The sequence below is a fragment of the Parabacteroides sp. D25 genome (genome assembly GCF_000307475.1).
Taxonomy (GTDB): domain Bacteria; phylum Bacteroidota; class Bacteroidia; order Bacteroidales; family Tannerellaceae; genus Parabacteroides; species Parabacteroides distasonis.
Map to the genome: position 1 here is coordinate 118,990 of NZ_JH976507.1, position 21,643 is coordinate 140,632.

A 21,643-nucleotide genomic window follows, 5' to 3' on the forward strand; every position below is an offset into this window, starting at 1 on the left:
ACTGGAAGTATTCTAAATGTGAATTAATAGTACATATTATATGAAAAAGAAACTAGCGATATTCGTATTAAGCCAATTCTTGTTGGCCGGTTGGGCGGATGCCCAACAAGCCTATTTCATCGATGGCTATCATGGCGGTATCTACGGGCATTACCCGGTGGGACAAACCGCCTTTATCGCCCAGAAATTAAGGCAGAATCCCAACTGGAATATCAATATCGAGATCGAGCCTGAATCATGGGAAGTCGTACGGCAACGAGACCCTGAAGGTTACGAGGCTTTCAAGCGCTTATTTAAGGATCAATCCGTGGAGAGTGGGCGGATCGAGTACGTAAACCCGACCTATGCCCAAAGTTATTTCTTCGGGACATCCGGCGAGAGCGCTATCCGCCAATTCGAATATGGAATGCGGCTAATCCGGAAACATTTCCCTGAGGCGGTATTCACCACCTATTCGGCGGAGGAGCCTTGCTTTACCAGTTGCCTGCCTTATATATTGAAGTCATTCGGCTTCTCGTATGCCTCTACTAAGAACCCGAATACGATGTGGGGTGGCTACGTAAGCGCCTACGGAGGTGAGTTGGTGAATTGGGTAGGGCCGGATGGTACGAGACTTACCACCGTCCCCCGTTACGCCTGCGAGGATTTACAACCCGGCTCTTGCTGGCAATCCATCTCGTGGTTCAATACGGAGGACTACATCCATAAATGCTTGGATGCCGGCATCCAGCACCCGGTCGGCATGTGTATCCAAGATGCCTCATGGAGCCATGGTTGGGATAAAGGCCCTTGGCTGGGACAGGATACGACGGGCTATTATACGCCGACCGCCTATAAGACTTGGCGGAATTACATCCAAGACTGTTCCGTCGGGACTACTCGGGATGATTGGCATTTCTCGCAAGAGGATGTCCTAGGTGGCTTGATGTGGGGAACGCAGGTCATGCAGCGTTTGGCCGGAGAGGTACGGGTAGCCGAGAACGCTATCGTGCGTGCGGAGAAAATGGCGGCTTACGCTCGCTTATACAAAGGCATGGAATGGCCGACTGAACGTATCGATGAGGGATGGCGCACGCTTCTATTGTCCCAGCATCATGATTGCTGGATCGTTCCTTACAATCAACTACAAGGGAAAAAGACATGGGCGGAGACGGTTACGGATTGGACTGGGGTGACCATTCAAAACAGCCGTCAGATAATTGATAACGCCTTGTCCTTATTGAAAGAAAAGGAAGGTGAATCCACGGTGTACGTATATAATACCTTGGCTACCGACCGGAATGAATTGGTGGCGGTGGAAGTCCCCGTCTCATGGAGAAACTCGGATTGGGTGGTTCTTGATAAGCAAGGAAAGAAACAACCGGTTCAATGGTTGACGGAAGACGGCATTTCAAAACTCCTGTTCCGTGCGCAAGTCCCCTCGGCCGGTTATGCCTCTTATGCGATCCGGAAGGCAGAGGATAAACAGTCCGGAACCTTGAAGGCTGAGAGACAGAAAGACGGTACGTTTCGCATGGAAAATGATTTATACACCTTGGTGCTAACCCCCTCTAAAGGAGGTGTAATAGAAAGCTTGAAAGCGAAAGCCGTACGAGGCAAGGAATTCGTGGATAACCGGAATGAACGTGGGTTCAATGAGCTTCGGGGATATTTTATCGATGAGGGTGGTTTCCTTTCCAGTATGGATCAACCGGCTGAGGTGAGCGTGTTGGAGCAAGGGCCCTTATTCGTGAAGGTAGCTGTGAAAGGCAAGATCGGAAAGTATTCATTTACCCAAACGATCCGGTTAACGCAGGGAGAGCCTCGCATCGATATGAATGTTAAACTGGATTGGACAGGAAACCCTCGCATTGGTGAGCCGGGTATCGAATTCCGTGCGGATAATCCTCGTAAGTCATTCTATGACGACCGTTACAAACTTCTGGTATATCTGCCTATCCAGATCGCCAACCAACAGATTTATAAGGATGCTCCGTTCGATGTTTGCGAGAGCCGGTTGGAGAATACCTTTTTCAATCGTTGGGATAGTATCAAGCATAATATCATCTTGAATTGGGTGGATGTAGCGAGCAAGGATAACTCTTGCGGTCTGTCATTATTCACGGATCATACGACCAGCTATGCGCATGGTAAGGATTTCCCATTGGCCTTGAACGTACAATACGCTGGTAAAGGCTTGTGGGGCCGGGATTATATCATAGACCGTCCGACCGAGATCTCGTATGCCTTGATCCCTCATGCCGGAACTTGGGAGAAAAGCCGTATTTGGACACAAAGCGAACGACGCAATGAGCCTTTGGTCGCAACCTTGGGCGGCGATGCTACCTTGACATCCGGTTCCCTTTTCCGGATAGAGAATAATGCCTACGAGTTGGTCTCCATGGTCTATAAAGGTAATGACCTTTACATCCGCCTATTCAATGCCCAAAGCGATGCCTCCCCTAAAACGATAACCTTCCAAGGACGAGACGTGAAAGCGAGCTTGGTGGAATTGGATAACCGTCTGGTTGAGGACTTAACCGTCACCGAGAAGAAAGGCGCCAGTTCAATGCGTCTTTCTATCCCTCGTTACGGGATAAGGACATTAAAAGTAAGCTGTAAGAATATCTAATGTAGAGACGGGGCATGCCCCGTCTCTCTTTATCCCTAATTAATCCCCGTTTCTCTTGCCTCTTTCGGTGGAAAGATGTTATTTTGCATCCCGAATTAAAAGAATAGGCGTTATGTTGAAATTCTTCAAGACATGGACACTCCCTATCTCCATGTTAGCGGGTGCGATAGGGTATTTTGTTTTCGCCAATGTTACTTTTCTGGAGCCTGCAAAGCCGTTCATGTACACTTTAATAGCGTATCTGACGCCCTTTTTGATTTTTGCGCAGTTGCTCTTAACCTTCTGTAAGATCTATGTCCGGGAATTGATGCCCAGCCCTTGGCATGGTTGGCTATTGCTTATCCAAGCGGTTTCCAGTTTGGTGCTTGCCGCCTTATTGCTCTGGCTGCCAATGAGAGAGGAATACCGGGATGTGTTCGAGGGAGCGATGGTCTGCCTGATTTGCCCAACCGCTACGGCGGCCGTGATTACGGGTAAATTAGGGGGAAGCGCCTCTAGTCTGACTACTTATACCTTATTATCGAATCTATTGGCAGCGATTGTCGTGCCGCTGGTCTTTCCATTAGTGGAACCGCATGCCGAGATTACTTTCTTCGCCGCATTCTTGAAGATCTTGGGAAAAGTCTTCCCATTGCTGTTATTCCCGTTTTTCCTCGCTTTGTTCTTGCGTAGATTCATACCACCTATCCATCGCTTCCTTGCGGGGCTTCGGGATATGGCCTTTTACCTCTGGGCCGTCGCTCTAGCTATCGTGACCGGGCAGACCGTGAAATCCTTGGTTAATAGCGAGGCGGAGATTTATGTAGAAATCCTGATCGCTTTAGGCGGCTTGATAACCTGTATCGCACAGTTTTATTGGGGAAAGCGCATCGGCAAGAAATACAATGACCGTATTAGCGCCGGACAAGCCTTGGGACAAAAAAATACCGTGTTAGCGATCTGGATGTCTTACACCTATTTGAACCCCTTGTCTTCTGTTGGCCCGGGAAGCTATGTCCTGTGGCAAAATATTTTCAATAGCTATCAGCTGTGGAAAAAGAGGAAAAATGAGCTAGAATAATAAATGCGACCCGGAAAAAGGCGGCACACCGAAATAACGATGGAGCCGCCTCATTAACTTTCTTTCCTATCCTCTTATCAGTAAATTGAAGCAAATCCCAAATATGAAATAAGCTATATAGCAGAAAACGGAAACACCTAGAGAAACAAGCAGTTGTTTCATGAAAGACTCTCTGTAATATGATAACAACAATTGCCCCATGGGGTATGAATTGTTGATTTGGGCAAAACGTGGTGAATTACATGGAACAGCGTTCGTTACGCTTTGAAGCTATAATCATCATATATTTATCTTAATTGCAGGATATACGTTTACGGGGAAAACTTATTGGCTCAAAGGTGATCAAGTTGTCTATTTCAGTATAATAATTATTCATACTTATGGAAAAGGAACAAACGAATGAAAATAGTTGGGAATTTCATCTGACAGATAAGATCGCCCAGCTTTCCAAAATGACCTTGGAAATGCATACGGAGTTTTGGCTTAGTACACTCCAGACATGGTTTCATGGCTATCAAACACCCGAAGAGTATAAAGCGACGATTTGGGGGAGGGAGGTAGACCTATGCATCTCCATCGCTCCCTTGGAGACACCGACCGAGAAATTACCTATCATTGAAGAGAAATCGGAAAAAGGTAAGAATGAGCTGCTTCCCCCGGAACAGCAAGCCTACGTAGACGAACTCAAAAAGAAGATAAAAGCTCTCAAAAAACTCCTGCCGCCTAAGGTGGACGAGGCGTTAGAGCAACGCTATTTGGATTACATGAACGCCGAGAGGATTAAGGCAATCATTCAAGACTGTACCAAGATATGGAGCAATCCGGATTTGCCCGTTGAAGAAAAAATCAGTCAGCTCATTCCTTATAAAATTGAATTATATGACCTTGTGCGTAATGTCCAACTGCCGGATGATTTGATGCGTGCGGATACGAATATTTCAATTACAATGGCCACCATTCAATTCTTTGCGCAAAGCGTAGAGAAAAATGCGAAGAAAAACAAAATAAAAACACCCAAGCAGGTACGTCAATTAGTGAAATTTACCAATGACATCATTACTCGCATGGATGAGGGTCAGAATAAGCTAAACGGCGTTGAGCGAGATATGACTAAGGAAGAGTCTAAAGCCTATGATGCTTATCTTGATATAAAGATTGGAGCAAGGTCTGCCCTTCACTCGTTTGAAAAACGATTGGAGTTATACGAGCGACTTTGGGAAATGCCCTCGGTTTCTATCGGTACTAAGATTGAATGTTTGAATGAGACCATTAAACTAATTAGGAAGCAATGCGGTAAAAACTTGGAGCCCCGTTGTCCGCACGAATCCCTTATCCGGAAACATCTGAAAGCTATTAGTGGCTATATGAATAGGCTGGAAGAGGAAGGGGAAGCGATATGGCAATTGCGCATGGCCGACGAATTGCTCCCGACAGCAAACGCATGGCGGGAAGATTGTGAACTTCCGGCATTGTCCAGAGAGGAGTTTGCCCTCCAAGTAGAATTGCAATCTGTTCATATAGAGACCAAGGAGAAAGAAAACGGCTCCATCCATTACGAACTGGAGCTTTTTTTCCAAGACACGGAAGACACTTTCGCCGGCCACTTCCTATATGCTGATATTGAGGACCATGAGGTGAAGGAGATAACGTTAATGGGATAGTTACATTCTATGTTTGTCCACAAGGATTTGCAAGGTAAAGTCTCTTTACGATACTTTTGGGGCCCGTTCGATTGTAAGCAGGCTCCTTTTTTTGTCGATACCTCCGGCGTATCCGGTTAGGCTGCCATCGCTGCCTACGACACGGTGGCAGGGGATGATGATACTGATCGGGTTATGGCCTACCGCTCCTCCGATCGCTTGCGTAGACATGCTCGGGATACCTTTTTGCCGGGCGATTTCGCCGGCGAGCTCCTTGTAGGTTACGACTTCGCCATAAGGTATTTTGCTCAATAAGTCCCATACCGCAAGTCGGAAAGGCGTATCCTCCAGATGGATAGGAGGGGTGAAGCTGGGAATCTTACCCATGAAATAGCTATCCAGCCACTCTTTGGCTTGCTCGAATATCGGCAGTTCTCTTTCTTGGTGTTCCGCCGATAAAGTGGCGGCAAAATATTTTTGCCCGTCGAACCATAATCCTGTCAGGTGGTCGCCATCGCTGGCTAGGGTTATTTCTCCCAAGGGAGATCGATATTTGTCGGTGTATTGCATGATGTTTATCAAATAAGGGCGTAAGTTAGAAAAATTTTCGAAAGTAGCCAATATCTAAGGGCGGAAATGAGATAAGGAATCCTACTTTTATTTATATTTGCATAGTGAAATTTCGTGAACGGATAATACTTCAACATTTTTAAACAATGATAAAATTATGATCTTAAGTAGAAATTTATCAGAGGCGTTCAATGCCCAAGTTAATGCGGAGATGTGGTCTTCGAATTTGTATTTGTCAATGTCCGTGTATTTCCAGAAAGCAGGGTTGAACGGTTTCGCCCATTGGATGAAGAAACAAGCGGCTGAGGAATTGGAGCATGCTCATAAGTTGATCGATTACGCCTTGGATCGTGGCGGCGATATTACGATCGGCCAGATCAACGTGGTTCCGACAGGCTGGGGAAATCCGTTGGAGGTATTCGAGCATGTTTACAAACACGAGTGCTATGTATCAGAGTTGATCGACAAATTGGTTGATATCGCCGAGGCTGATAAGGATCATGCTTCCCGTGATTTCTTGTTCTGGTTCGTACGCGAGCAAGTAGAGGAAGAATCTACGGCTAAAGAGATCGTGGATCAATTGAAGAATTATGGGGAATGCCATTACGCCATTATGGATCATAGATTAGGAAAGAGATAATAAATTTCCGTCGAGAAATATAAAAAGGCTGTATCTTCACCGGACGCAGCCTTTTTTGTCGTATTTTTACCCGGTAAAGTCAGTAAGGAATACTTATAGATAAATAGAAAATATAAATATGAGATTAAGCGATGTATGGTTTACGGCTCTCTCGGAAAACGAGTCAGGGCAAATGATTACCGTTTACGGGCGGGACGAGTTGAATGAGTTTACCGAATCCGGTAAGTTCAAGGAACGTATCGAGATCACTTGGAAATACGAGGGAGATGGGAGAGGCCTTCCTAGCGATGACCTTGGCGAGAAAATGGAGGCCGTGGAGGAAGCGCTTCGTAAGGCGATGGAAAAGAAAGACAAGCTGGCTATCCTGACGGGTGTCTATACCGGAGGAGGAGAGAAGGTCTGGGTGTTTTACACACGTACCGTGCGTGTATTCGGCGAACGCTTGAATGAGGCCTTGGCTCCTTTCGAATTACTGCCCATCTCTATTTATACCGAGATGGATCCAGATTGGGAAGAATATAAGGATATGTATGAGATGAAAGAGTGGGCGGTGGATTGAGATCCTGTGCTTCGAGTTTGGCGTGAAAGGTATCTTTTTGATTGAAATACCTTCTTTTTCACGACACGGCTCTCTGGCTATAAAAGCCAACGGGCGTAAACGGGGAGTGCGAACAAGCTGCCACCTCCGCTTTTTAACATGATAAGCGTCGCTTTTTAACGAATATATACGTATCAACCTACACATATGGCTGTATCAACTCACACATATAGCAGTGTCAACCCACACATATAGTCGCGTCAAGCTACACATATAGTGGCGTAAGCCTACACATATATAGGCATCGGCCCTCGCATGCGGTAGCGTTGGGCATTATTACCGCCTTACGGCCGTAAAACATGAACTAGGGTGAATTATTTCGGCTGGAACGAAAGGCCGTTTTTCAGCAAACAACTATCAAACAGAGAATTGCTGTTTTTTTCTCTCGAATTTGGAAGCGAGACGCACTTAGGTACGGAATAATCGATTCTCCGGGACTTCAGATTACAAGTTGTCAAAAAGACAAATGGGCCACTTGTATCTATAGTTCCTCTGCCATTTCCCGATAACCATCGGGGGAGAGACGGTTAATGTATATTAAGACTGTCACTCATCTTTTCATCAAGATGGATGAAAATCTCGGTGGATGTGCTTTCTATGTTGACGATATTAAAATACGTAAGAACTGCACTTGGTAGTACTATCTGAGCTAATGTATAAAGTTGATTCGTTTCCATAGAGCAAAGGTAGAGATTTTAAATAGATGAAAATAATTATCCCCATCAATTATCGACTGATCCTATAAAAACTCTATTTCTCCAATAATTATACATTTGGCTTATAATTAATCGAATTTAACAACATGACTTTTCGGAAGAAAAGCTTGGTTATAATTTAGTTAAATAAAGAAAAGAGCTATCTCGTTCGTGAAAATATAGGTAGCTCACTATTTATTGGTGGTAGACTTGTGCCAATAGGCGATAGCTTGCCTACGGAATTTCTTTTTGAAATTCTCGCCTGTTTTGTATGTCCTAGGTGATATAAAATGGAAGGTGTGGCAAATTGATATTATCGATATTTGCCACACCTCCCCTTATCACTTACGAAAACTATTCTTCTTTTTACCGGCTCATCAAGAAAGATTTGAATCCCTCGAAGTCTTTTGCCAGCTCGATGCTTTGCTTGGTTCCTTCCATGAAGGCTTTCAGTTTCGCCGGGATCTCGATATCTGCCTCCAATATCTTATCGACCGTTCCTTTGAATTTGGCGGGATGGGCGGTCTCGAGGAATAGACCTGTCTCGGTCTCGCTTAGGTCGCTGTCTAGTAATCCTTGGTAGCCACAGGCTCCGTGCGGGTCGAGGATATATCCCGTCTCTTTATAGACGGCTCGCATCGTAGAGGCGATTTCCTCGTCCATATAGCGATGTCCGGAGATCAGTGCGCATATTTCTTTATGGGGATCATTGAATGCGCTGAATAGGTCGATGATACGGGCGAAATTACTCGGATCGCCTACATCCATGGCGTTCGCTAGGGTGGCGACTGATGGGCGGGGTGTATAAGTTCCTGTATTCAGGTATTCCAAGAATACGTCGTTACGGTTGTTTGCCGCTACGAAACGTTTAATAGGAAGCCCCATCCAATAGGCGAACAATCCGGCGGTGATGTTTCCGAAATTACCGCTCGGCACGCAAACAACCAGCTCGTCCGCTTTTCCCAGCTTGTCCAGCTGAGCGTAAGCGTTGAAATAGTAGAACGATTGGGGCAAGAAACGGGCTACGTTGATGGAGTTCGCCGAGGTCAGTTTCATATGACGTTTTAATTCCTCGTCCATAAAGGCGGATTTAACCAGCGCTTGGCAATCGTCGAACGTGCCGTCTATCTCCAATGCCGTGATGTTCTGTCCTAATGTCGTGAACTGGCATTCTTGGATCGGGCTGACCTTTCCCTTGGGATAAAGCACATACACGTGAATGCCCGGGACACCTAGGAATCCGTTGGCGACGGCGCTTCCCGTATCGCCGGAAGTCGCTACTAATACGTTTACTTGCTTCAATCCCTCTTTCTTTATGAAATAACCGAGCAGACGAGCCATGAAGCGCCCTCCTACATCCTTAAAGGCCAATGTAGGCCCGTGAAATAACTCCAAGCTATAGATATTATCCTTTACGGGTACCACCGGGGTCTCGAAGGAGAGCGTATCTTTTACGATACCGTCCAATACCTCCGGTTCTATGTCTTCCCCGAAGAACATCTGAGCTACCGTGCAGGCGATCTCGTGGAAGGACTGGTTCTTCATGTTGGCTATCACCTCCTCGTCCAAGGAGTCGATATACTCGGGCATATATAATCCCTTATCGCCGGCCAGACCTTTTACGACGGCCTCTTCTAGGCTGGCTACAGGGGCTTGTTTGTTTGTGCTGTAATATTTCATGCTCTAATCGTTTAGAAATTCTTTTATAAATTGATCTTTTTCCAGTATGCCATATTTGCCGTTTGATACGGAGAACTCATCAAATGTGGTAACGGAGTCGGGTTGCTCGCCCGGCTTGTAAATCAGGAATGGAACCGGGGTATTCGTATGCGTACGTATGGAGCAAGGAGTGGGGTGGTCCGGAAGGATAGCGATCGCTACCGGCTCGTCCCATTTTTGCGTTTCCTCGTAGATGATACGTACGGCACGGTCGTCCAGATACTCTATCGTCTTGATCTTTAAGTCTACGTCTCCTTCATGCCCGGCCTCGTCGCTTGCCTCGATATGCAGGTAGACGAAGTCGTTTGTCTTGAGGGCCTCAAGGGCGGCGTGCGCTTTTCCCTCGTAGTTCGTGTCGTATAATCCGGTAGCTCCCTCTACGTGAAGCACCTCGAGGCCGGCGTAAACGCCGATTCCCCGGATGAGATCGACGGCGGAGATCACGGAGCCTTTTCCGAAGCCGTACATCTCCCGCATCGTTCGCATGGCCGGACGGTAGCCCGGAGACCAAGGCCAGATACTGTTCGCCGGATCTTTCCCCGCTGCCATACGTTTGAGGTTCACCGGGTGATCCTTTAAGATCTCTTGGGACTTGAGGATTAATTCGTTTAATAAATCGGCGGTCTCTCGTGCTTCCGAAACTTCCGGTTTTATCATTAAAGGCCGGAAAGGATGGAGGGGTACGTCGTGTGGTGGCGTGCAATCCAGACGCTTATCGCCTCCTTTGATTACCAATAGGTGGCGGTAGGAGACACCTGTATAGAACTTAACACGGTCGGAACCTAATCGCTCGTTCAGGCATTGGATCAACTCGTCCGCTTCCTCCGTGGAGATATGGTCGGAAGAGTGATTCTTCAAGATGTCGCCTTCTACGCAGATTAAGTTACAACGCATCGCCATCTCGCCGGGCTGCAGGGCGACGCCTATGCTGGCGGCTTCCAATACACCCCGTCCCTCGTATACGGAGGGCAGGTCATAGCCTAATACCGCCATGTTCGCGACCTCGCTACCGGGATGGAAACCATCCGCTACGGTTTTCATCTGCCCGGTTACTCCCAGTTCCGCCAATTTATCCATATAAGGCGTCTTGGCGTATTGCATCGGAGTCTTGCCTCCCAGAGCCTCTATCGGCTCGTCGGCCATTCCATCGCCTAAAATGATAATGTGCTTCATACCTATCGAATATTTGCGATGGATATGATGTCGGCGAATACGCCTGCGGCCGTCACGTCGGCCCCGGCACCATATCCCTTGATGATCATTGGATATTCATGATATCTCTCGGTGGAGATCATGATGATATTGTTGCTGCCCTCCAGTTCATAGAACGGATGGTGGCTGTCTACGGCTTGTAGGCCTACCTCGCAAGCGCCGTTCTCCATCTTCGCCACGAAACGGAAGCGTTTGCCTTCCGCTTCCAGTAGCTGGCGTTTCTCCTCGAAACCGGCATCTGTATCCTTGATATTCTTCCAGAAGTCCTCAAGGGAACCCTCGAAGTACTTTTCCGGGATGAACAGGTTCCGTTTTACGTCGGCTTGCTCCACCGGATAACCGGCCTCACGCGCCAAGATTACCAGCTTACGGATTACGTCTTTGCCGCTAAGGTCGATACGCGGGTCCGGCTCGGCGTATCCGGCTTCCTTTGCCATGTGGATCGCCTCGCTGAAAGGGATATCGGCGCTGATCGTATTAAAGATATAATTCAGCGTACCGGAAAGTACGGCCTCCAGTTTCAATATATGGTCGCCGCTATTGATCAAGTCGTTCATCGTATTGATAATCGGGAGGCCGGCGCCTACGTTCGTCTCGAACAAGAACTTGATGTCCCGGTGGCGGGCGGTCTCCTTTAGCTTGGTATAATTATCGTAGGAGGAGGAGGCCGCTTCTTTGTTAGCTGCCACGACGGACACGTTATTGTTCATCAACGTCTCGTAAAGAGCCGCTACGTCCGGGCTTGCCGTGCAATCCACGAATACGGAGTTGAAGATATTCATCTTTACGATCTCCTCGCACAGATGCTCCGGGTTACTCTCTTCCCCGTTCTCCTTCAGCTCCTCCAGATAATTGTCGAGGTTGATCCCTTCCCGGCATAAAAGGGCTTTCTTGGAGTTTGAGATACCTACGACATTCAGCTTCAAACCGTTTTGCCGCATCAGTTTCGGTTGCTGGATGCGTATCTGTTCCAATAAATTGCCGCCTACGGTTCCTACACCGGCGATGAAAAGGTTCAATACCTTATATTCGGATAGGAAAAAAGAGTCATGAATGGAGTTCAACGCCTTGCGAAGGTATTTATGCTTGATAACGAAAGAGATATTCGTCTCGGAAGCGCCTTGGGCGCAAGCGATCACGCTGATGCCCGCACGTCCCAGCGTACCGAACAGCTTCCCGGCGATACCCGGGGTACGTTTCATGTTCTCGCCTACAATAGCGACGGTAGCCAGATCTTTCTCCGCTACGGTATCGTTCATATCACCCTGCGCACGTTCCAAGGCGAACTCGTCGTTCAATACTTGTACGGCCAAATCAGCGTCGGCGTTACGTACGGCGAAAGTCGTGTTGTTCTCGGAGCTGGCCTGCGATACCATAAATACGCTGATGCCATTCTTGGCGAGCGTCTTAAAGATCCGGTAGTTCACGCCGATCACGCCCACCATACCTAAACCTTGTACCGTGATCAAACAGGTATCGTTGATGGAGGAGATACCCTTGATGATGGCCTTGCCTTCCTCTTTCACCCGCTCTTTCGAGATATAGGTTCCGGGAGCGGTCGGGTTGAAGGTATTCAAGATACGGATCGGGATATTCTTATGATAAACCGGATAGATCGTCGGCGGATAGATTACTTTCGCCCCGAAGTTACACAACTCCATCGCCTCCGTGAAAGTAAGCCGGTCGATTACGTAGGCGGAGCTGATCACACGGGGATCGGCAGTCATGAAACCATCCACGTCTGTCCAGATCTCCAAGGTGTTAGCGTCTAAGGCGGTCGCCAAGATGGAGGCGGTATAATCCGATCCCCCTCGTCCGAGGTTCGTAACCTCTCCGGTTTCCGTGCTGGAAGAGATGAATCCGGGCACCAAGGAAACCTTGGGCAGCGGCGAGAAGGTCTCTTTTATGAGCTTGTTGGTCAAGTCGAAATCCACGATATGCTTGTTGAATTGCTTGACTGTCTTGATATATTTGCGTGAGTCGAACAACTTAGCGTCCTTGATCACGTTCGAGACGATCAGGGAAGATAGGCGCTCGCCATAGCTTACGATCGTATCGGATGTCTTGGCGGATAAATCGTTAATCAAATAAACACCTTTGAAAATATTGCTCAATTCATCCAGTAAAGCCATCACTTTCTTCTGGACATCCATGCGTACCTCCTTGTCCTCGATCACTCCCTCGATCACGTCCAGATGGCGGGCGATGATCTCCGATAATTCTTTCTCGTAGGCAAGGTCGCCTTTAGAAGCCATGGTAGAAGTGGCCAGCAATTTATCGGTGATGCCCCCTAAAGCGGAGACAACCACGATTACGGGCTCTTCGATAGCCTCTACTATTTTCTTTACACTTAAGATACTATTCACGGAACCTACGGATGTTCCGCCGAATTTTAATACTTTCATCGATATGTATTTTTAATGGTTCATCGAGGATTGACAATCAAGAAAAGGCTTTTTCATGATTAGCGACCCACGATGACCGATTGATTAAACTTATTTATGTAAAAGAAGAAATAAAAAAGGATGCAATACGAGATTGCGACATAGCGTGACGTGGTCTACGCGAATGCTTATTAATAGATTCTAACCCCCCAAGGGGTCATCAATGCCCATGTATAATATGAGGACTCTACACTCATCATTGATTTTGTATGCTACTTATTCTTTTATATTATGGGGGCAATATTACGCATTATTTTTCATATTGCAAGCGTTTTTGCTAAAAGATTGACTATTTTGTTGTTCAAGGTCCGCCCGGCTCTTGCTTTGGGTCACTAAATAGACGCCGGAGAAAACAAGTGCGGCCGATACTAGTTTCGTTACGCTAAAACTATCCTGACCGATGAATACGGCGATAAAGGAAGCTACGATCGGTTGGATATAATTGTACATGCTGACGGTAGTCGGGCGGATTCGCTTCAAGGCCAGCGGTATTAATAAATAGGGTACGAACGTGGCCCCGAATAACACGAAGAAGATGGCTCCCAACTCTTGGCCGTCGAAGACCTCTTTGTGGAAAGCCGGGGTATTCCAGATGGATTCGATAGCGAAAGGCAGGGTAATCAGCGTGGAGAACAGGAACATCCATTTCATCATCGTGACGGATGAGTACTTGAGTGTTAGTGGCTTGGATACTACCAAATAGATCGAGTACATGAATCCGCTAACCGTAATCAACAGGTTTCCCCCTAGACTGCTCGCTTGATTGGAACCTTGCGTGGATTGTAGTATCAAGGAGATCGCCCCGCATATGCCAAGCAGTACCCCGAACGTTTTCATCCGTGTGATCGGTTCCTTTAGGATCAGGGCCGCCAAGATCATGACAAAGATGGGGACGGCGGTCGCTATGATGGAAGCGTCTACCGGCGACGTGGTATTCAATCCCCAGATAAACAGCCCTTGGTTCAAGCCTACTCCGCAAAGGGCGCAAAGGCATAGAAGTCCCAAGTCCTTCAACGGCACTTTCTCATAGGGAACGAATAGGGAGGTGATCCAGAACATCACGCAAGCGAAGCTCATCCGCATACTGGTCAGCGCCTCGGGTTGCACATGCTCGGGGAGTAGATATTTGGATACGGGCATATTAATGGCGAACAGGATGTTGGCCGCTAAAATAAGGAGATGCCCTTTTAGCTTTTCTTGATTCATCATAAGTACGATCCTAGATTGGTATAATATAAATGTATACAGGCTTATGTTTTGGTGAGCAAAGGTCTTACTTTTTTTTGTAAATAAGAAATGATCCGTTAGTAAAGTGTTTTACATACGGATCATTGTCTGTTTAGCCAAGGAAGCATCCCGTTTTTATTACGATGAAACGGCCGCTCCTCCCATGATATCCAGCAATTCGTTGGTGATGGCCTGCTGGCGGGTTTTATTATATTGCAAAGTTAATTGTTGGATTAAATCGTTTGCGTTGTCGTTGGCGGTCTGCATGGCCATCATACGGGCGGCGTGCTCGGCGGTTGAGGTGTCGAGTAGGATCGTATAGATGGTTAGGTTCAGCAATTTCGGGAAAAGCCGGTTACGCAACTCTTCCGCCGAGGGCTCAAGGATGTAGTCGGTGGCCGTTTCCGCCGCTTCCGTATCCGAGAGGGAAAGGGGAAGATACGTCTTGTGGGTTACGACTTGTGTCGCCATGTTCTTGAAATGGTGATACAGTAATTCCACCCGGTCTGCTTTACCTGTGACGAACAGCTCCATGAGACGGTTCGCCAAGGATACGGCGCTTTCATAAGACGGTTTTTCGCCGATCGTGATGAAATCAGTGTCGAAGCTATAACCCGCTTTATGAAGCTCATCCGCTATTTTCTTGCCGATAGGGTAGAGGCGTACCTCTATTTGCTGGTTCTTATAAGTCTGGATCGTGGCGGATAACTCTTTCCATATATTGGCATTGAATGTCCCGCATAACCCCGTGCTCGAGGCGAATACGGCGATAGCCACCTTGCTCACCTTACGCTGTTCGGTGTAAGGTGAGTCTAGGTCGCATTCCGCCGAAAGAAGACCGTTTAAGATAGCGGATAGTTTATTAGCATATGTAAGTGTGTGCTCGGTTTGCGTCTGGGCATGATGAAACTTGGCCGACGATACCATTTTCATGGCGGCGGTGATCTTCTGCGTACTCCGTATAGAGGCGATCCGGACTTTTATTTCTTTCAATGAACCCATAGCTCCTTCGCTGTTTTTTCCAATATGCCTCGTATCTCATCATTGATAACGCCGGTCTTTAAGACATCCAGTACGTCCCGTTGATGAGAGGTCCGTAATTCTTGCAAGAACCTTGCCTCGAACTCATGCACCTTGTCCAATGGAACCTCTTTCAGCAGACCTTGCGTTCCGCAATAAAGGATCGAGATTTGCTCTTCCACCGGCATCGGGCTATATTGAGGCTGTATCAGTAACTGGGTATTCTTCTGCCCTTTATCGATCGTGAAAGCGGTGACGGCATCCATCTCGCCTCCGAACTTGGAGAATGATTCCAATTCACGGAACTGAGCCTGATCGATTTTCAAGGTACCCGCTACCTTTTTCATCGCCTTTAATTGTGCGTTACCGCCTACACGGGAAACAGAGATTCCGACGTTGATAGCCGGGCGGTTCCCTTGGTTGAATAAATCGGTCTCAAGAAATATCTGTCCGTCGGTGATAGAGATCACGTTGGTCGGGATATAAGCCGATACGTCTCCCGCCTGAGTCTCGATGATCGGTAAAGCGGTCAAGGAGCCACCGCCTTTCACCTTGTCTCTCATGCTCTCGGGGAGATCGTTCATCTCACGGGCTACCTCCGGCTGGTTAATGATCTTGGCGGCACGTTCCAATAGGCGGGAGTGCAGGTAAAAGATATCACCCGGGTACGCCTCACGCCCGGAAGGACGGCGAAGGATTAAGGAAACCTCACGGTAGGCGACCGCTTGCTTGGACAGATCGTCGTAGACCACCAAGGCGTGTCGTCCGCTATCCCGGAAGTACTCTCCGATGGCCGCTCCGGCGAACGGGGCGAAATATTGCATGGCCGCCGGGTCGGAGGCGGTTGCGCTTACGACAATCGTATAGTCCATGGCGCCTTTCTCTTGCAAGGTGTTCACCAAGGCCGCTACCGTGGAACCCTTTTGCCCGATCGCCACGTAAATACAGTAAACCGGGTTCCCTGCCTCGTAGTTGCTACGTTGGTTGATGATGGTATCGATAGCGATCGAGGTCTTTCCCGTCTGCCGGTCGCCGATGATCAACTCACGTTGTCCCCTTCCGATGGGGATCATAGCGTCTACGGCCTTGATTCCGGTTTGCAAAGGCTCGTTTACCGGCTGACGGAAGATCACGCCCGGAGCCTTGCGCTCAAGCGGCATCTCGCAAGTCTCGCCAAGGATCTCGCCTTTCCCGTCGATCGGGTTTCCCAACGGATCGATCACACGCCCGATCATCCCCTCGCTGACATCGATAGAGGCGATACGGCCTGTGCGTTTTACGGTGTCGCCCTCCTTGATTCGGTCGGTCGGACCTAAAAGGACGGCGCCAACGTTATCTTCCTCTAGGTTCATCACGATCGCTTCCATCCCGTTATCGAATTGAAGCAACTCGTTCGCCTCCGCGTTATCCAACCCGTAGATGCGGGCCACGCCGTCACTCACCTGCAATACGGTCCCGACCTCCTCCAGCTTGATGCTGGTATGGATTCCTTCCAATTGCTGGCGTAGGATGGAGGAGACTTCACTCACTTTTATCTGTTCTGTCATACTTCTTCTTTTTTATCTGTTTTCGAGTAGCCCGGTACGGATATCCCGTAGTTGCGTCGCATAGCTAGCGTCTATCCGGTAATTGCCGATGCGTAGGCGGAAGCCCCCGATTAGTTCCGGTTCCACGTGGCCGGAGAACTCGATCGTGCATCCCGTCTCTTTCCGTAGCTTGTCTTGCAGGTGAGACTTGACCGCATCGTCTACCGTTACGGCTGTGTCGAATCGTACCCGGGTAATCTTTTTTTCTTTCCGGTACAAATGGATATAAATGTATGCGATGAAGGGCAGTAGTGTCTCCCGTTTATGGGCTAATACCAGATTGATAAAACGTGTATATAGCTCGCAGACCTCGATACCCCCCGCCGCCGTAAGCAATTTCACTTTCTCCGGTACGGAAACGATCGGGTTGCTCAAGGCGCCCCTAAGCTCCGGCTCCATCGAGAAGCTGTCCGCCAACATCTTCATATCATCATATACCCGGCTTTCCTGTTCCTTGTCTTTCGCTAGGGAGAAAAGCGCTTTGGCATACCGGGAAGAAATAGTTCCTATATCCATACCTTACGATTTACTAAACGATACCTCATCCAGCAGCCGGTCGATCATCTGTTGTTGTTCCTTATCCCGGCCGATTTTCTCTTTCATTACTTTCTCTGCGATAGCGATAGACAGATCCGCTATCTCCGAGCGGACTTCGCGAATAGCTTTCTCTTTTTCTTCGCGGATACGCCGGGTAGCCTCCTCTATCTGCAGATGTGCCTCGGAGACAGCCTTTTTCCGTGCCTCCTCGATGATCCGCTCCTTTTCGGCAAAGGCTTCCTTCAGGACGGCGTTTTGCTTTTCCTTGGCCTCGGCTAGCATCTTCTCGCCCTCGGCTTGGATATGGGCAAGTCGCTCATTCGCCTGACGTGCCGTCTCTAAGGAATTGTCAATGTAAGCTTTCCGTTGTTCGATTGCCTTGACGATCACGGGAAAACCGTATTTGGAAAGGATCACGAAGACAATCCCGAATGAAACGATCATCCAGAATAGAAGCCCTGAATCCGGTGTTAATAAAGACATAGTTTGTTACTTTTTTATTGGAACAACGCTAAGAAACATACGACAATAGCGAACAATGCCACACCTTCTACCAACGCTCCCATAATCAACATCGAGGTACGGATCTCTCCTGCGGCCGACGGCTGGCGTCCAATAGCTTCAACGGCACCTTTACCGATCAATCCGATTCCGATACCTGCACCTATGGCGGCGAATCCCGCTCCTATAGTGGCTCCCATCTTCGCTACGCCCATCCCGGCTGCCGCTTGTAATAAAATAGTCGATAACATAGTGTTTAATTTTAAATTAGTAACCTTAATAATATAATTCTAATACCTTAATTTCTTTGGATTTATTCCCTTACCTTGGCCAATCCGATATAGTTGGCCGACAGCAGGGTGAAAATATAAGCTTGCAAGCAAGCCACTAACAATTCCAGACAGTTCATGAACGCACAGAACAAGACGGATACGATCGTCATACCGAAATTCACGGCTACTCCCATCGTTACCGTTATGAATATCAAACAGGTTAGCGCCAAGATAATCGTATGGCCCGCCATGATGTTGGCGAACAGACGGATCATCAACGCGAACGGCTTGGTGAATACCCCGAAGAACTCCACGAACGGCATGATCGGCAAGGGCAGTTTCAAGTAGATCGGCGCTTTGGGCCAAAAAATCTCTTTCCAATACACTTTCGTGGCGAACAGGTTGACCGCTATAAACGTACAAAGTGCCAATACGCCTGTTACCGCTATATTTCCCGTAATATTAGCGCCTCCCGGGAAAACCGGTATGATCCCGATCAGGTTATTGATCAAGATAAAGAAAAATACCGTCAGCAAATAGGACGAGAACGGCTTATATTCTTTTCCGATCGCCTCTTTGATCACCCCGTCTTGTATGTAGGAGATGGCCATTTCCATCAATCCGATAAATCCGCCCGGCGCCTCGTTCGGGTGCTTTTTATACCAATGGGCGGTCCGGAGAACGATGAAAAGCAAGAGGCCGCAACTGAGGAACAGTCCGCAAACATTCTTGGTCAATGAGAAATCCATCGGGCGAACCTCTTCTCCTGCACTGTTCTTCTCAACAACCTTTCCCGCATGCTCACCTTCCCCGGCGATATAATAATTGTGATGCGTCCGGCCATGATGTAGATGGGATGACAGGAATAAATCCCATCCTCTTTCCTCGCTTTTTACCAAGATAGGCAGGGGAATCGCAATCTCTTGTCCGTTCCATTCCGTGATATGCCATGTATAGGCGTCTTGAATGTGGGAGAAGACGATATCCTGCACGTCTATCTCGCCGGACGCCGCTTTTGCCGGAGTGAGAAAGCTGAGCCACATCCAGAAAGCGATCCATATGTATTTGTTATCTTTGATTGTACTCATCATCCTTTTCCCTTTTCTCTCTTTTCATTCTTTTCTTTTCAAACAGATATAAAATGTAAGTCTCCAGTCCGAGGTAAATGAAATAGAATAACATCAACGTGAAACCAAATGTCTTTAATTGTTGCCCGACAAACGCTGCGTACATCCATAAGAAGACGAAAGCGAGCGTGAACTTACACAACCGGACTAGCATGTACATGGTTACGGTCACATCTCCGTTTTTCCTTTTTACCCGGTCTAGGAAGAAAGTCATCGCCATGGCCATGACCCAGTAAAAGAAGGGAATGGACGGATACCACGAGAAATAGTGTTCCGGCCAGATGGTATATAATAAACCACCCAATGAAACGCCTATTGCCACGTTGATAAACGTGATCAAACCCATTAACCTCATTTTTAATCTGCCATTCATTGTCGTATGTTTTTATTCGACGCAAACGGATAGGATGTCGTCTTTTACCTCTACGAATCCGCTTTGTATCGTTTGTTCTTGTCTTTTGCCGTTTGCCTCGAACCGGATCGTACCCGCCTTCAACGCTGCTATCAATGGGGCGTGATGAGGCAAGATATCGAATGAACCGGCAACTCCCGGGAATGAGACAGATTCGGTCTCGCCTTCGAAAAGAATGCCGTCCGGTGATACAATTTCCAGTTTCATATCGATTAATTTGCTTGTTCTTTCAGCTGCTTGGCCTTCTCCAAGACATCCTCGATGGTTCCTACGTTTAAGAATGCCTGTTCGGGTATGTCATCCGTTTCCCCGTCCATGATCATCTTGAATCCCCGGATCGTATCCTCTATAGAGACCATGACACCGGGTACGCCAGTGAATTGTTCTGCCACGGAGAAGGGCTGGGACAGAAAACGTTGTACACGGCGGGCCCGGTTGACCGTTAGCCTGTCCTCGTCGGAAAGTTCTTCCATACCGAGGATGGATATGATATCTTGAAGTTCCTTGTTCCGTTGCAGGATTTGTTTTACCCGTTGCGCTGTGTCGTAATGCTCCTTGCCTACGATCAGCGGATCAAGGATGCGGGAGGTGGATTCCAGCGGGTCTACGGCCGGATAGATACCGAGTTCCGTGATCTTGCGGCTGAGGACGGTTGTTGCGTCCAAGTGCGTAAAGGTAGTCGCCGGAGCTGGGTCTGTCAAGTCATCGGCAGGAACATACACCGCCTGTACGGAGGTGATGGAGCCCTTCTTGGTTGAAGTGATACGCTCTTGCATAGCTCCCATTTCCGTGGCCAATGTCGGTTGGTAACCTACGGCGGAAGGCATACGCCCCAGCAAGGCGGAAACCTCGGAACCGGCTTGGGTGAAACGGAAGATATTATCGATGAAGAATAATATATCTTTTCTTTCTCCCTCAGAGGCTTTGTCACGGAAGGATTCGGCGATCGTCAAACCGGATAAGGCCACGGACGAGCGGGCGCCCGGCGGTTCGTTCATCTGCCCGAATACCAAGGTCGCCTGCGACTTAGCCAATTCATCGTAATCGATCTTCGACAAGTCCCAGTTGCCTGCCTCCATACTCTTCTTAAACTCCTCGCCGTATCGGATGACACCGGATTGGATCATTTCACGCAATAGGTCATTTCCTTCACGTGTACGTTCACCCACACCGGCGAAGACGGAGAATCCGTTGTTTTTCTTTGCGATGTTGTTGATCAATTCCATGATCAATACCGTTTTGCCGACTCCGGCTCCTCCGAAAAGTCCGATCTTGCCTCCTTTGGCGTAAGGTTCCAATAAATCGATTACTTTAATACCCGTGTACAAGACCTCTTGGGTCGTTGTCAGATCCTCGAATTTAGGAGGCTCACGATGGATGGGAAGAGCCCCGTCTTTAGTAAGCTGGGCCATGCCATCGATAGGGTCGCCGGTGACATTCATTAAACGTCCTTTGACTTGGTCGCCGGTCGGCATGGTGATGGGCATTCCGTATGACACGGCCTCCATGCCTCGTCTCAATCCGTCGGTCGTATCCATCGCTACGGTACGGACGGTGTTTTCCCCGATGTGTTGCTGAACTTCGACGATCAAGATCTTTCCGTTTGGGCGGGAAATCTCCATGGCGTCGTGGATACGGGGGAGGGTTACTGTTTCTTCTGTCCCATAATCAAAGTGGATATCCACTACCGGGCCGATAACCTGTGAGATATAGCCTTTTATTTCTCCCATAAAGCCTATTTGTTATTTATCTTAACCTATTAAAATGTCGTT

19 protein-coding genes are annotated in these 21,643 nt (G+C 48.1%); 5 read left to right on the forward strand and 14 right to left on the reverse strand.

Annotated features, from left to right (window positions below; genetic code table 11):
• The first annotated feature begins 40 nt into the window (after nucleotides 1-40).
• From HMPREF0999_RS18080 to HMPREF0999_RS18090, 3 genes are all read left to right on the forward strand, one after another.
• Nucleotides 41-2,611: a glycoside hydrolase family 38 C-terminal domain-containing protein gene (locus tag HMPREF0999_RS18080; protein ID WP_009276561.1), complete on the forward strand. Its 2,571-nt coding sequence runs from the start codon at nucleotides 41-43 to the stop codon at nucleotides 2,609-2,611.
• A 112-nt stretch (nucleotides 2,612-2,723) separates the two neighbouring features.
• Entirely contained in the window at nucleotides 2,724-3,671 is a 948-nt protein-coding gene (locus HMPREF0999_RS18085; protein WP_009276562.1) for a bile acid:sodium symporter, read from the forward strand.
• 380 nt (nucleotides 3,672-4,051) lie between these two features.
• The gene (locus HMPREF0999_RS18090; RefSeq protein WP_009276563.1) at nucleotides 4,052-5,332 is read left to right on the forward strand and encodes a DUF2262 domain-containing protein; all 1,281 of its coding nucleotides are present in this window, start codon (nucleotides 4,052-4,054) and stop codon (nucleotides 5,330-5,332) included.
• Between the two features lie 45 nt (nucleotides 5,333-5,377).
• Here HMPREF0999_RS18090 and HMPREF0999_RS18095 read toward each other — a convergent pair whose 3' ends face one another.
• On the reverse strand, nucleotides 5,378-5,881 hold the full coding sequence (locus HMPREF0999_RS18095) for a methylated-DNA--[protein]-cysteine S-methyltransferase (RefSeq protein ID WP_008780811.1): 504 nt from the start codon (nucleotides 5,879-5,881) through the stop codon (nucleotides 5,378-5,380).
• A 157-nt stretch (nucleotides 5,882-6,038) separates the two neighbouring features.
• Here HMPREF0999_RS18095 and HMPREF0999_RS18100 point away from each other — a divergent pair, with 157 nt between their 5' ends.
• Both HMPREF0999_RS18100 and HMPREF0999_RS18105 read left to right on the forward strand, forming a co-directional pair.
• A complete protein-coding gene (locus HMPREF0999_RS18100; protein ID WP_005861772.1) occupies nucleotides 6,039-6,521 on the forward strand; it encodes a ferritin in 483 nt (160 codons plus the stop codon).
• A 118-nt stretch (nucleotides 6,522-6,639) separates the two neighbouring features.
• Nucleotides 6,640-7,080: a DUF695 domain-containing protein gene (locus HMPREF0999_RS18105; protein WP_009276564.1), complete on the forward strand. Its 441-nt coding sequence runs from the start codon at nucleotides 6,640-6,642 to the stop codon at nucleotides 7,078-7,080.
• Between the two features lie 1,100 nt (nucleotides 7,081-8,180).
• Here the strand turns inward: HMPREF0999_RS18105 and thrC are convergent.
• The 13 genes from thrC to atpD all read right to left on the reverse strand — a co-directional run bounded on the left by thrC (nucleotide 8,181) and on the right by atpD (nucleotide 21,601).
• Nucleotides 8,181-9,494: a threonine synthase gene (gene thrC / locus HMPREF0999_RS18110; RefSeq protein WP_009276565.1), complete on the reverse strand. Its 1,314-nt coding sequence runs from the start codon at nucleotides 9,492-9,494 to the stop codon at nucleotides 8,181-8,183.
• Between the two features lie 3 nt (nucleotides 9,495-9,497).
• Entirely contained in the window at nucleotides 9,498-10,706 is a 1,209-nt protein-coding gene (locus HMPREF0999_RS18115) for a cofactor-independent phosphoglycerate mutase (protein WP_009276566.1), read from the reverse strand.
• Nucleotides 10,707-10,708: 2 nt separating this feature from the next.
• Complete coding sequence (thrA, locus tag HMPREF0999_RS18120) at nucleotides 10,709-13,150, reverse strand: bifunctional aspartate kinase/homoserine dehydrogenase I (protein WP_005861780.1); 2,442 nt, start codon at nucleotides 13,148-13,150, stop codon at nucleotides 10,709-10,711.
• A gap of 282 nt (nucleotides 13,151-13,432) precedes the next feature.
• Nucleotides 13,433-14,398 (reverse strand): DMT family transporter, encoded by a 966-nt coding sequence (locus tag HMPREF0999_RS18125; protein ID WP_005861782.1) that lies wholly within the window; start codon nucleotides 14,396-14,398, stop codon nucleotides 13,433-13,435.
• A 156-nt stretch (nucleotides 14,399-14,554) separates the two neighbouring features.
• Nucleotides 14,555-15,418, reverse strand: coding sequence for a F0F1 ATP synthase subunit gamma (locus tag HMPREF0999_RS18130; RefSeq protein ID WP_005861784.1), 864 nt, complete (start codon nucleotides 15,416-15,418; stop codon nucleotides 14,555-14,557).
• Nucleotides 15,406-16,983, reverse strand: a complete 1,578-nt coding sequence (atpA, locus tag HMPREF0999_RS18135; protein ID WP_005865921.1) for a F0F1 ATP synthase subunit alpha — start codon at nucleotides 16,981-16,983, stop codon at nucleotides 15,406-15,408. The genes HMPREF0999_RS18130 and atpA overlap by 13 nt, the downstream gene beginning before the upstream one ends.
• Nucleotides 16,984-16,995: 12 nt before the next feature.
• A complete protein-coding gene (locus HMPREF0999_RS18140) occupies nucleotides 16,996-17,538 on the reverse strand; it encodes a F0F1 ATP synthase subunit delta (RefSeq protein WP_009276567.1) in 543 nt (180 codons plus the stop codon).
• A 3-nt stretch (nucleotides 17,539-17,541) separates the two neighbouring features.
• Nucleotides 17,542-18,042: a F0F1 ATP synthase subunit B gene (atpF, locus tag HMPREF0999_RS18145; protein WP_005861790.1), complete on the reverse strand. Its 501-nt coding sequence runs from the start codon at nucleotides 18,040-18,042 to the stop codon at nucleotides 17,542-17,544.
• A 14-nt stretch (nucleotides 18,043-18,056) separates the two neighbouring features.
• Nucleotides 18,057-18,311 (reverse strand): ATP synthase F0 subunit C, encoded by a 255-nt coding sequence (atpE, locus tag HMPREF0999_RS18150; protein ID WP_005861792.1) that lies wholly within the window; start codon nucleotides 18,309-18,311, stop codon nucleotides 18,057-18,059.
• A gap of 62 nt (nucleotides 18,312-18,373) precedes the next feature.
• Nucleotides 18,374-19,423 (reverse strand): F0F1 ATP synthase subunit A, encoded by a 1,050-nt coding sequence (gene atpB, locus HMPREF0999_RS18155; RefSeq protein ID WP_008780815.1) that lies wholly within the window; start codon nucleotides 19,421-19,423, stop codon nucleotides 18,374-18,376.
• A complete protein-coding gene (locus tag HMPREF0999_RS18160) occupies nucleotides 19,401-19,832 on the reverse strand; it encodes a hypothetical protein (RefSeq protein ID WP_008774073.1) in 432 nt (143 codons plus the stop codon). The genes atpB and HMPREF0999_RS18160 overlap by 23 nt, the downstream gene beginning before the upstream one ends.
• A 12-nt stretch (nucleotides 19,833-19,844) precedes the next feature.
• Nucleotides 19,845-20,078: an ATP synthase F1 subunit epsilon gene (gene atpC, locus HMPREF0999_RS18165; protein WP_005861798.1), complete on the reverse strand. Its 234-nt coding sequence runs from the start codon at nucleotides 20,076-20,078 to the stop codon at nucleotides 19,845-19,847.
• Between the two features lie 5 nt (nucleotides 20,079-20,083).
• Complete coding sequence (atpD, locus tag HMPREF0999_RS18170; protein ID WP_005861799.1) at nucleotides 20,084-21,601, reverse strand: F0F1 ATP synthase subunit beta; 1,518 nt, start codon at nucleotides 21,599-21,601, stop codon at nucleotides 20,084-20,086.
• Nucleotides 21,602-21,643 lie beyond the last annotated feature (42 nt).

What these genes read in the sequence shown, in the direction of transcription:
- atpD (WP_005861799.1), bottom strand. Translation starts at nt 21,601, where the DNA reads ATGGGAGAAATAAAAGGCTATATCTCACAGGTTATCGGCCCGGTAGTG.
- atpC (WP_005861798.1), bottom strand. Translation starts at nt 20,078, where the DNA reads ATGAAACTGGAAATTGTATCACCGGACGGCATTCTTTTCGAAGGCGAG.
- HMPREF0999_RS18130 (WP_005861784.1), bottom strand. Translation starts at nt 15,418, where the DNA reads ATGGGTTCATTGAAAGAAATAAAAGTCCGGATCGCCTCTATACGGAGT.
- thrC (WP_009276565.1), bottom strand. Translation starts at nt 9,494, where the DNA reads ATGAAATATTACAGCACAAACAAACAAGCCCCTGTAGCCAGCCTAGAA.
- atpF (WP_005861790.1), bottom strand. Translation starts at nt 18,042, where the DNA reads ATGTCTTTATTAACACCGGATTCAGGGCTTCTATTCTGGATGATCGTT.
- atpB (WP_008780815.1), bottom strand. Translation starts at nt 19,423, where the DNA reads ATGATGAGTACAATCAAAGATAACAAATACATATGGATCGCTTTCTGG.
- thrA (WP_005861780.1), bottom strand. Translation starts at nt 13,150, where the DNA reads ATGAAAGTATTAAAATTCGGCGGAACATCCGTAGGTTCCGTGAATAGT.
- HMPREF0999_RS18160 (WP_008774073.1), bottom strand. Translation starts at nt 19,832, where the DNA reads ATGAATGGCAGATTAAAAATGAGGTTAATGGGTTTGATCACGTTTATC.
- HMPREF0999_RS18140 (WP_009276567.1), bottom strand. Translation starts at nt 17,538, where the DNA reads ATGGATATAGGAACTATTTCTTCCCGGTATGCCAAAGCGCTTTTCTCC.
- HMPREF0999_RS18085 (WP_009276562.1), top strand. Translation starts at nt 2,724, where the DNA reads ATGTTGAAATTCTTCAAGACATGGACACTCCCTATCTCCATGTTAGCG.
- HMPREF0999_RS18125 (WP_005861782.1), bottom strand. Translation starts at nt 14,398, where the DNA reads ATGATGAATCAAGAAAAGCTAAAAGGGCATCTCCTTATTTTAGCGGCC.
- HMPREF0999_RS18090 (WP_009276563.1), top strand. Translation starts at nt 4,052, where the DNA reads ATGGAAAAGGAACAAACGAATGAAAATAGTTGGGAATTTCATCTGACA.
- HMPREF0999_RS18080 (WP_009276561.1), top strand. Translation starts at nt 41, where the DNA reads ATGAAAAAGAAACTAGCGATATTCGTATTAAGCCAATTCTTGTTGGCC.
- HMPREF0999_RS18100 (WP_005861772.1), top strand. Translation starts at nt 6,039, where the DNA reads ATGATCTTAAGTAGAAATTTATCAGAGGCGTTCAATGCCCAAGTTAAT.
- HMPREF0999_RS18105 (WP_009276564.1), top strand. Translation starts at nt 6,640, where the DNA reads ATGAGATTAAGCGATGTATGGTTTACGGCTCTCTCGGAAAACGAGTCA.
- atpA (WP_005865921.1), bottom strand. Translation starts at nt 16,983, where the DNA reads ATGACAGAACAGATAAAAGTGAGTGAAGTCTCCTCCATCCTACGCCAG.
- HMPREF0999_RS18115 (WP_009276566.1), bottom strand. Translation starts at nt 10,706, where the DNA reads ATGAAGCACATTATCATTTTAGGCGATGGAATGGCCGACGAGCCGATA.
- atpE (WP_005861792.1), bottom strand. Translation starts at nt 18,311, where the DNA reads ATGTTATCGACTATTTTATTACAAGCGGCAGCCGGGATGGGCGTAGCG.
- HMPREF0999_RS18095 (WP_008780811.1), bottom strand. Translation starts at nt 5,881, where the DNA reads ATGCAATACACCGACAAATATCGATCTCCCTTGGGAGAAATAACCCTA.